Origin of the sequence: Streptomyces inhibens (assembly GCF_003389455.1) — a bacterium.
Taxonomy (GTDB): domain Bacteria; phylum Actinomycetota; class Actinomycetes; order Streptomycetales; family Streptomycetaceae; genus Streptomyces; species Streptomyces inhibens.
Genome location: NZ_QUAC01000050.1, coordinates 1 through 9,351 on the forward strand (window position 1 = coordinate 1; position 9,351 = coordinate 9,351).

At 72.7% G+C, this 9,351-nt stretch carries 13 protein-coding genes; 6 read left to right on the forward strand and 7 right to left on the reverse strand.

Annotated elements, in window-relative coordinates:
- The 3 genes from DY245_RS07340 to DY245_RS07350 all read left to right on the forward strand — a co-directional run.
- On the forward strand, window positions 1-413 hold a 413-nt coding region (locus DY245_RS07340), incomplete at both ends, for an L-serine ammonia-lyase, iron-sulfur-dependent, subunit alpha (RefSeq protein WP_181923561.1).
- 161 nt (window positions 414-574) lie between these two features.
- Complete coding sequence (locus DY245_RS07345) at window positions 575-847, forward strand: hypothetical protein (protein WP_128504743.1); 273 nt, start codon at window positions 575-577, stop codon at window positions 845-847.
- Window positions 844-1,236: a type II toxin-antitoxin system VapC family toxin gene (locus DY245_RS07350; RefSeq protein ID WP_128504745.1), complete on the forward strand. Its 393-nt coding sequence runs from the start codon at window positions 844-846 to the stop codon at window positions 1,234-1,236. Before DY245_RS07345 ends, DY245_RS07350 begins: the two co-directional genes overlap by 4 nt.
- Window positions 1,237-1,348: 112 nt before the next feature.
- Here the strand turns inward: DY245_RS07350 and DY245_RS07355 are convergent, their stop codons facing one another.
- Window positions 1,349-2,224, reverse strand: coding sequence for an alpha/beta fold hydrolase (locus DY245_RS07355; RefSeq protein WP_220377863.1), 876 nt, complete (start codon window positions 2,222-2,224; stop codon window positions 1,349-1,351).
- Window positions 2,225-2,424: 200 nt separating this feature from the next.
- On the opposite strand from DY245_RS07355, the gene DY245_RS07360 reads away from it, so the two are divergent.
- Complete coding sequence (locus DY245_RS07360) at window positions 2,425-3,450, forward strand: DUF418 domain-containing protein (RefSeq protein ID WP_244942893.1); 1,026 nt, start codon at window positions 2,425-2,427, stop codon at window positions 3,448-3,450.
- Window positions 3,451-3,497: 47 nt separating this feature from the next.
- On the opposite strand, the gene DY245_RS07365 is transcribed toward DY245_RS07360, so the two are convergent.
- The 6 genes from DY245_RS07365 to DY245_RS07390 form a co-directional block, all read right to left on the reverse strand.
- The gene (locus DY245_RS07365; RefSeq protein ID WP_128504749.1) at window positions 3,498-4,199 is read right to left on the reverse strand and encodes a response regulator; all 702 of its coding nucleotides are present in this window, start codon (window positions 4,197-4,199) and stop codon (window positions 3,498-3,500) included.
- Entirely contained in the window at window positions 4,196-5,425 is a 1,230-nt protein-coding gene (locus tag DY245_RS07370) for a sensor histidine kinase (protein WP_128504751.1), read from the reverse strand. Before DY245_RS07370 ends, DY245_RS07365 begins: the two co-directional genes overlap by 4 nt.
- Window positions 5,426-5,485: 60 nt before the next feature.
- Complete coding sequence (locus DY245_RS07375; protein ID WP_128504752.1) at window positions 5,486-5,785, reverse strand: hypothetical protein; 300 nt, start codon at window positions 5,783-5,785, stop codon at window positions 5,486-5,488.
- Between the two features lie 180 nt (window positions 5,786-5,965).
- Window positions 5,966-6,688 (reverse strand): phosphatase PAP2 family protein, encoded by a 723-nt coding sequence (locus tag DY245_RS07380; RefSeq protein WP_128504755.1) that lies wholly within the window; start codon window positions 6,686-6,688, stop codon window positions 5,966-5,968.
- Window positions 6,685-7,290, reverse strand: coding sequence for a phosphatase PAP2 family protein (locus DY245_RS07385; RefSeq protein WP_128504757.1), 606 nt, complete (start codon window positions 7,288-7,290; stop codon window positions 6,685-6,687). Before DY245_RS07385 ends, DY245_RS07380 begins: the two co-directional genes overlap by 4 nt.
- 73 nt (window positions 7,291-7,363) lie before the next feature.
- A complete protein-coding gene (locus tag DY245_RS07390; RefSeq protein WP_181923560.1) occupies window positions 7,364-8,080 on the reverse strand; it encodes a DedA family protein in 717 nt (238 codons plus the stop codon).
- 96 nt (window positions 8,081-8,176) lie between these two features.
- On the opposite strand from DY245_RS07390, the gene DY245_RS07395 reads away from it, so the two are divergent.
- Window positions 8,177-8,602, forward strand: a complete 426-nt coding sequence (locus tag DY245_RS07395) for a BlaI/MecI/CopY family transcriptional regulator (RefSeq protein ID WP_128504761.1) — start codon at window positions 8,177-8,179, stop codon at window positions 8,600-8,602.
- Window positions 8,599-9,351, forward strand: a 753-nt coding sequence (locus DY245_RS07400; RefSeq protein WP_147318332.1) for a M56 family metallopeptidase, incomplete at its 3' end; no start/stop codon positions are given. The genes DY245_RS07395 and DY245_RS07400, both read left to right, overlap by 4 nt.

Consider the following 9,351-nt stretch of genomic DNA (forward strand, 5'->3'; position numbering starts at 1 on the left):
ATCATCCCCGCCGTCCTGCACTACTACATGAACTTCGTGCCCGGCGCCGACGAAGAAGGCGTGGTCCGCTTCCTGCTCGCCGCGGGCGCCATCGGCATGCTCTTCAAGGAGAACGCCTCCATCTCCGGCGCCGAGGTCGGCTGCCAGGGCGAGGTCGGCTCCGCCTGCTCGATGGCCGCCGGCGCCCTCGCCGAGGTCCTCGGCGGCAGCCCCGAACAGGTCGAGAACGCCGCCGAAATCGGCATGGAACACAACCTCGGCCTGACCTGCGACCCCGTCGGCGGCCTCGTCCAGATCCCCTGCATCGAACGCAACGGCATGGCCGCCGTCAAGGCCGTCACCGCCGCGAAGATGGCGATGCGCGGCGACGGCAGCCACAAGGTCTCCCTCGACAAGGTCATCAAGACCATGAANGGAACAGGCCCTGACCAGCGCGTTTGCTTCTTTGAGCGCTGATCAGGGCCTTCCCCGCTCACGCGGCGGAAAGTCCCTGGACCGTGTAGCCGATGCCTGCACGGAGGGCCGGGCACGGAGGGCGATCACTCAATAACAAGAGTTTTGTTAAAGTAGATCCATGACCACCTCCTCCGCTCCCGGCGAAGGCCCCGTCCGTCCGGTCTCCGTCTCCCTCCACGAAGGCACCATCGCCGCCCTCAAGGAACGCACCGGCAAGCGAGGCATGTCCGCCTACGTCGAAGCTCTCATCCAGCGCCAGCTGGAGCGGGACCGGCTGCGCGAACTCATCGAAGACGCCGAAGCCGAACACGGCCCCGTGGACCAAGTAGCGGTCGAGGCCAAGCGAGCCGTCCTGCGCGGTGACACGGTCGGCTCGGCGGACGCCGCGTGAGCGGGACACTCATCCTGGACTGCGAGGGGCTGTCCAAACTCGTACGACGCTCCCCTGAACTCACCGAGTGGCTGGCTGCGGCCGAGGCCGAGGACATCCGCGTGGTCACCAGCTCCGTCACGCTCGTCGAAGCACGCGACCCCAAGGTCAACCAGGCTCGCTTCGACTACGCCGACTCCCGCGTGAACGTCATCCCGCCCACCGAAGCCGTCGCCCGCCACGCCAGCAAGCTCCTCGCCGCTGCCGGCCTGCACGGCCACAAGTGCGCCCTCGACGCCATCGTGACCGCCACCGCACTCGCCTCGCCCGCCCCTGTAACCGTCCTGACGTCGGACCCCGAGGACCTCCTCATGCTGTGCGGCCCCGGCGTCCGCATCGTCAAGGTGTGACCTGCGCGGCCGCGGCTCAACGGAACGCGGGTATCCCTGCGTGTGCTCAGCCCGCAGCCCGTCTGCGTCCCATCCTTCGGCCACGGCCCCGACGGTAGTGCGCCACCTCCCTTTACCGGGCGGCGGAGGCCTTCTCAAGAAGCGAAGTGAGAATGGGCTCGGCATGGGTCCATAGCAGCGCGCCGCCGGTCCCCGGTACGACACGGCGATGCGCACCGGGCATACGGGTGGCGAGGAGTGCTCCGTTGTCGGGAGAGTGGCTGGTGTCCCGCTCGCCGTACCAGATGTCGACCGGGACAGCGATCTCGTCGAGGGCGAACGGCCACCGGCCCATGGCCAGGACCGTGTCGCGGGCGTAACCGGCCGCACCTTGGACAAAGCCCTCGTCCAAAGCCCTGCGGTAGGCAACCGCGAAATCAGGATCCTGGTACACGGCAAGGTCGCACCCCGGACTCGCGGTCATGACCATGCCCCACATCGCCTCCGCACCGAAGCCCGCGAAGAACTCCTCGGCGCCCACCGGGTCGCTCGCGGTCCGCTCGACGAGGCCGCGCAGATCCGCCGCCAGCGTGGAAGCGAACTCCGGCGCGGCGACCTCATCCGCCCCGGAGACGACAGCCAGCGCGGAGGCGACGCCCTCCTCGGCACAGGCGAGAGCGAACGGCGCACCTTGCGAGTTCCCGACCACAGCCGGGCGCCCCAGCCCTCGTAGCACGCCGAGTTGACGGATGTCACCGGCGAAGTCGGAGAACGTCCGGCCGGGTGCAGGTGTGGAGACACCGAGCCCCGGGCGGTCCACGGAGACAAGACGCACTCCGAGCGCCTCAACGACACCTGCGCCGAAACCGAGCCACCGGCTCGTAGCCGCACCCGGACACAACACAACGGGCACCCCGTCCGGCGGCCCCCACTCGGCCCACCCGAGCAACCGTCCATCGGACAGGCGGCTCTCGCCGAGCCGGGCAGGTTCGTCGGCGAACACAGTCATGATCAACATCATGGTCATGGACGGGGCGCTTCGCACCGGATTTTCGCCGTAGCGCTGTCCAGGGCGAACGTTGTCTGATGCGGCACCAGGGCGTGTCCGCGACCGTACTTTCGGCTGGCGGGCTCACCCTCACGGCGGAGGCACGACAGAGGCAGGGCGCCGCACTGTGGACGGAAAGCCCACCCGTGTCAGGAGAGTCAGTGACCACCACCGTGCCCGAGTCGCCCCCCGTGCCCGTCCCCGTGCCCCGGCGCCGTATCGACGCGCTCGATGCCCTGCGGGGATTCGCGCTCTGCGGGATTCTGCTGGTCAACATTCCGCAGATTACCTATATGCGGGGTTACAGGGTGCCCGGTGAGTTGCTGCCGGTGCGCGAAGCACTGGACCTGTTCGTCCAGCACCGGTTCTTTCCCCTGTTTTCCTTCCTCTTCGGGCTGAGCTTCGTCTTCTTCTACGAGGGCGCCGCGGCGCGCGCAGCCAAGCCCCGCGTTCTGCTGTTGCGGCGGCTCGTGGCGCTGGCTGTGCTGGGCGTCGGGCACCACGTTTTGCAACCGGGTGAGGCACTGCTGCCGTATGCGATCGTCGGTCTGCTCGTACTGCTGCCCACTGCCCGGCTGTCGCGCCGGCTGGTGCTGATCGGCGGCATCGTCCTGACCGTGGCCGGTACGACCTTGGTCAGCGGGGGGCAAGCGGTGATCCCGGGGCTGTTCCTGCTGGGTGCGGCGACCGCCCGCTACGGCATCGCGGACACGCTGGAGCGGCGTGGCGGCCAACTGGCCCTGCTGCTCGCGGTGTCCGCGCCCGCCGCCGTGGCCGCCGCCTTCTGGCAGCAGGACGCCTGGGCGACCAGCCTCGGCCCCCGCGCGGCGTCCATTGCCGGGCTGCTGATGGCCCTCGCCTACGCCTGCGGCTTCCTGCTGCTGTTGCGCACCCCCCTGCGTGGCGCCATGGCGGCGGTCTTCGCGCCGCTGGGCCGGATGGCGCTGACCAACTACCTCACCGCGACGTTGATCATTGTCGCCGTCGCACCCGTGCTGGGACTGTTCGAGTCCACCCGTTGGGGCGCGGCGCTCGGCCTGGCTGCCGTCATCCTCGCCGTGCAGACCGTCCTGAGCCACCTGTGGCTGAACGCCTTCCGGTACGGGCCGCTGGAGTGGGCCTGGCGGTGTGTGACCTGGTGGCAGCTGGTGCCGATCACCAAGTCGCAGGGCCGGCGCGGGAACTGAGCCCCAGGGCCTGTCCGATGGGTCGGCCGGGCCCTACGACCGGAGAATCAGCAGGCCGTGACAAGGCCCGTCTCCCAGGCCCAGGCGGCGATCTCGACGCGGTTGCGCAGCCGCAGTTTGGCCTGGATGCCGGTCAGATGTGTCTTGACGGTGGACAGGGTGATGGACAGTTCGTCGGCGATCTCCTGGTTGGTGCGGCCGCGGGCCACCAGGCGTACGACCTCACGTTCGCGCTCGGACAGCGAGGTGAGCGGTGCGAGCCCGGCGGCCTGCGAAGGGGGCCGTCCGGCCAACGGCCCCTGTTGTTCGCCCAGATGCTCCAGGAGGCGCAGGGTCACCGCCGGCGAGACCAGCGCGTCGCCGCGGGCCGCGGCCCGTACCGCCTCCAGCAGCAGCTCCGGCCCGGCGTTCTTGAGCAGGAACCCCAGCGCGCCCGCGCGCAGCGCCCCGTACAGGTAGTCGTCCTGGTCGAAGGTGGTGACCACGACGACCTTGAGCGGGGCGACGGCACCGGTGCCCGCCAGCGCGCGGGTGACGTCCAGGCCGTCCAGCTTCGGCATCCGCACGTCGACCAGACACACATCGGGGCGCAGCCGCCGGGCCAGCTCCACGCACCGGGCGCCGTCGCCGGCCTCCCCCACCACCTCCAGGTCCGGCTGGGCGTCGATGATCAGCCGGAATCCGGTGCGCACCATCTCCTGGTCGTCCGCGATCAGGACCCGGGTGCGCGCGCTGGGCAGAGCATTCATGCCGGTGATCCTCCCAGCCCGGGCGCGGCGGTGACGGGGCGCTGCGGGCGTACGGGGAACGTGCCTGTCACCTGCCAGCCACCGTCGGGGGTGGGGCCGGTGGTAAGCGTGCCGCCGACCACCTCGATGCGCTCGCGCAGGCCGATGAGGCCGAAGCCCCCGCTCCTTCCGCCGGGAGGCATCGCACCTTGCGAGGGTGGGCCGTTGACCACTTCCGCCGTGAGTGTCCCGGGGCTCGCCGTCAGGCCGACGCGTGCGTCCCGCGCGCCGGGCGCATGTCGGGTGATGTTGGTCAGGGCCTCTTGGACGAGGCGGTGCACGGTGGTTTCCACCTCGGGGTCGAGTTCGGCCGCACGTGCCTCGGCGGACACGTCCAACCGGACGGTGGGGTGGCCTGCCTGCCCGAACCGGGATATGAGCAGGGCCAGTTCGGCCAGGAGATCGTCGGGGCGCACGGTGCCGCGGTCCTGCTCGCGCAGGACGCGTACCAGGCGATGCATGGAGTCCAGGGTTTCGTTGCCCGCCTTTTCGATGCCGCGAAGCAGCGGCTCCACCTGCTCGGGGGCGTGCTCGCGGATGGCCAGGGCGGCCTGGGCCTGAACGACCATGCCGGTGACGTGGTGGGCGACGAAGTCATGCAGATCATGGGCGAGTTGCAGCCGCTCCCCTTCGCGTACGGCGATGATCGCCCTGGCCCTGCGGTCGTCCAGCATCCGCAGATGGCAGCCGAACCCGGCCGCGGCCACGGCGGCCAGCAGCAACAGGGAGGAGAACCCGGACCAGTGCGCGACATACCGCAGCCCGCTGCGCGCCGGCCCGGCCACGATCGTCGCACCGAGCAGCAGGCACAGGCCGAGTGCGGCCCATGGCCGGGCCGTGCGCGCGGTGCGGGCAAGGAGCACAAGGAGCACGGCGGACTCCAGCGTCCCCGAGCCCGGCCCGTCCTCCGGCGCCCATGCCAACCACCCGGTCACCGTCAACGACAGCACCGCGGCCACGGCAGCGCGCCCCTCGATCCGCACCCGCACGGGCGCGAACACCACCACCGCCATGGCCACCCCCGACAGCACCGGCAGCCACGCACCGGCGGGAAGGGTGCGCATGTACTCCAGGGGCATGCGGCTCCAGATGTCCGCCAGCCCCATCAGCAGGAGCCACGCCGTGATCAGCGCGGCCAGGGTGCGCCGCCCTCTCGGCGACAGGGCGGGAAAGCCATCTTCGTCCATGCATCAAATCTACGGATGCATCGTCAACCGATCACGGTGCATCTCGTCCTGACCACGCCGCTATCTGCCGATCTCCCAGGCGAACGGCGGGAGTTCACGGGCCCGGGAGTAGATGTCCAGGGCGTGCTGCGCGGGGACGAAGGGGTGCACACGGGCGCCTTCGAGGCCGGCCAGCAGGCGGGCGCAGTGCTGGACGCAGCCGGCGACCTCCCGGCCGTTGCGGTCGACGATGGTGGCGGCGTCGTGCGGGCCCTCGCACGGGGTGGGGTCCTTGGCCGCGGCGGCCGGGCAGCGGCCGTGCGGGGCGGTGGGTGGTGCGGCGCCCTCGTGGGCCGACGGGTGCGGGAGTGGCTGGTTCATTCGCGATGTCCCCCTGATGGTGCGGTGGTACCTGCCGTGAGCGGTGCCGGTGGCCGGATCGCTCCCATGGCCCCGGCGCCCAGGACAGTGCTGCTCGGTGCGGGACGCGTCCATGCCGCCTTGGGGAAGACCTTGTCCGATCGTCAGCTATTCATGGGAATGCGCTTCTGGGGGCCGGATTCAGGAGCGGTCGGGGCGGCGGAGGGCGAACGGCTCCAGGAGCAGGGCGAGGGCGAGCAGGGCGGCGGCCAGGAGCCAGCCGCCGAGGACATCGCCGGGCCAGTGGACGCCCAGGTAGACGCGGGTGAGGCCGACCCCGGCGGCCCAGAGGGCGAGCACCGCGCACCAGGTGCGGGCGACGGAGGGTCGGGCGCGCTGTGCGATGCCCCAGGCCAGCAGTCCGGCCGCGAGCGCCGAGGTGGTGGCGTGGCCGGAGGGGAACGCATAGCCGGAGGCGTGCCCGGCCCAGTCGGCGGCCGGCGGGCGGGGGCGGGCGAGCAGTTCCATCAGGCCGTAACGGATCGCCTGCCCGACGGCGAGGACGGCCACGGCGCAGGTCACCGCGCGGAGCCGGCCGAGGGCGCTCCGGCCGGCCAGCAGGCCGGCGAGTACGGCCATCGCGTACGGGATCACGCCGGTGCCGGTGGCCGTCAGCGCGCGGGCCAGGGAGCGCAGCGGCTCCCCGTGGTGTGCCGTGGTCCAGTGGACGGCGCCCCGTTCGGGGGCGAGCGGGGCTCCGTGCCGTACGGAGACGGTGACGGCCGCGGCGGCGAAGAGCGCCGCGCAGACCGCGGCGAGGGCGATGAGCGGGCCGGTACCGGGCCGTCGGTGCGGGCCGGGGCGGAGGCCGGGGCCCGGCCCGGGCCGGTGGCCGCCTTCCGGTTCCCGTCCGGACGCCGTCACCTCGCGGCCACCAGGGGGCGCAGCCGGGTGGCGCGGAGGCGGTCGACGGCGGGGGCCGCGCGGCGGGCGAGCGGGGTGAGCCCCCCAGCGATGAGGGCGCCGACGAGCAGTCCGACGGCGACATCGTGCGGGTAGTGGGCGCCGACCCATATGCGTGAGGCGGCCATCAGCAGGGCTGCCGGGACGGCGATCCGGCCGAGCCGCCGGTCGCACAGCAGCAGGGCGACCGCGGCGGCCGCCGCGACGGCGGAGTGGTTGCTGGGGAACGACCAGTCGCCGAGTCCCGGGCAGGCCTCGACGGTGACGGTGTGGAGCGTCTGACAGGGCCGCTGTTCGGCGAAGCGGCCCTTGACGAGGTTGTCGACGAGAAAGGCGGCGACCACGACGAGGGGGGTGGCCAGCACCGTCGCCATGGCGCCGGGCGCGCCGTGCCGGGCCCGCCACCAGCCGATCAGCATCAGGACGGCGAAGAGGGCGAGGCCGTAGTCGGTCCAGTAGGTGATCAGGGTGTTCACGCCGTGCGGGGTGTGCTGGGCGAGAGCGGTGATCCGGGTGTACGGGCCGCCGTCGATCGAGGCTCCGCCGAAGGCGAGGTGGTTCACGGGGGTTCTCCTTGGCGGCGTGGCGCCTCGTGCGGGGTGCGGTGGTGCGGGGTGGTGCGCAGCCGTGCGGGGGTCAGGTGCCGGGTGGCGTCCGGGGGCCGGTCGTCGTTGCCGGGCGCTTGCGGGAGCGGAGCAGTTCGACGGCGAGCGGGGTCAGCGACACCAGCACCACGAGGGCGACCAGCGGCAGCAGATAGCGGTCGACGTTCGGTACGGACGCGCCCAGGGCGTATCCGGCGAGGGTGAGGCCGAGGGTCCAGATCAGGCCGCCGGTGATCTGCCAGAGGGTGAAGGTGCGGGCGGGCACGTTCAGGGCGCCGGCCAGCGGGTTCAGGACGGTGCGGACGACGGGGACGAAGCGGGCGAGGACGATGGCCTTGGCGTGGCCATAGCGGGCCAGGTACTCCTCGGCGCGGGCGGCGCCCTCGTGCAGCCGGCGGGCGCGGCTGCGGGTCAGCAGGGCGCGGCCGCCGCGTCGGCCGATCCAGTAGCCGGTCTGGGATCCGGCGAGCGCGCCGACCGCGGCGGCCACGAGCACCGGCGGCAGGGCGAGGTGCACGGCGCCGCCGGTGCCGGGGGCGCACAGCAGTCCGGCGGTGAACAGCAGGGAGTCGCCGGGCAGGAAGAAGCCGACCAGCAGTCCGGTCTCGGCGAACAGCACGACGGCGACGCCCAGCGCGCCGAACGCCGCGAGCAGCGAACCGGCGTCGAGCACATTGACGGCGGCCTGGGTCACGCCTGTCACCTGCGCAAATGCGGCGGCTACGGCCATGTCGGCGGGCCCTCCCATAATGGGTTGCGGGCCTGCCGTGCGGCCGACCCGACCGACTACAGTCACGTAGACGGTCTACGGAACTGTAGACGACGAAAAGGTGAAGGGCGTTCCATGTCGGAGACATCACCCGTCCAGCGGCGCCCGTCCGGCGAGCTGGAGGCGAGCGTGCTCGCGGCGCTCTGGGCGGCCGAGGGGCCGCTGAGCCCCGCCGAGGTGCAGAACGCGCTGGGCGGCCGGCTCGCCCGTACGACCGTCACCACGATCCTCACCCGGCTGCACGACAAGGGCGCGGTGTCCCGCTCCCGGGCCGGCCGCGGCTTCGTGTACTCGCCGATACAGGACTCCGCGGGGCTGACCGCCCGGCGGATGCGCAGCGAGCTCGACAAGCAGGACGACCGCACCACCGCGCTCGCCCGCTTCGTCTCGCAGCTGACCAGCGAGGACGAGCAGCTGCTGCGGTCGCTTCTGGAGGGTGCCGACGGCGCCCCGGAGGAGCCGGCCGCAGGGCAGCGGTCCGGCCCCGGGGCCGCCCCGTGATCGTCGCCGTGTGGATTCCGCTGCTGATGCCGCTGCTCGCGGTGCCGGCCGCCCGTCGGCTGGCGGAGTCGCTGCCGCCGCGCGCCGCGGCCTGGCTGCTGACCGGCTGTGCCGTCGCGCTGGCCGGCTGTACGACCGCGGCGCTCGGCCTGCTGGTGGCCGCCGGGGCGCTGCGGCTGCCGCCGGTCGCCGCCCTGGGCCATCTCTCCCTGCCGCTGCTCGGCGGCGATCCCGCCGTGACGGTCCCCGCGGCGTATGTCGCCGGTGGGCTGCTCACCCTCTGCGCGCTCGCCGTCGTCCACCGCGCCCGGCGCCACGGCACCGAGCTGCGCACCGCCCGGCGCAGCGCCGAGGCACACCCCGTGTCCGGCGACCTGTGTGTCCTGCCGGACTCCACGCCCGACGCCTACGCCCTGCCGGGGCGGCCGGGCCGGGTGGTGGTCACGGCCGGCATGCTGCGGGCGCTGCCGGCGGCCGAGCGGGAGGCGCTGTTCGCCCATGAGCGTGCCCATCTCGCGGGCCGGCACCATCTGTTCCTGCTCACGGTCGCGCTGACCTCGGCCTGCCATCCGCTGCTCCGCTCGCTGCGGGCCCCGCTGGCGTACGCCCTGGAGCGCTGGGCCGATGAAGCGGCCGCGTCCCGGGTGGGCGACCGCCGGGTCACGGCCCGGGCCATCGGCCGCGCCGCGCTGGCCGCCCGCCCGCATGACCGGGGGCCGCTCCGTCCCGGCGCCGTCCTCGCCGCGACG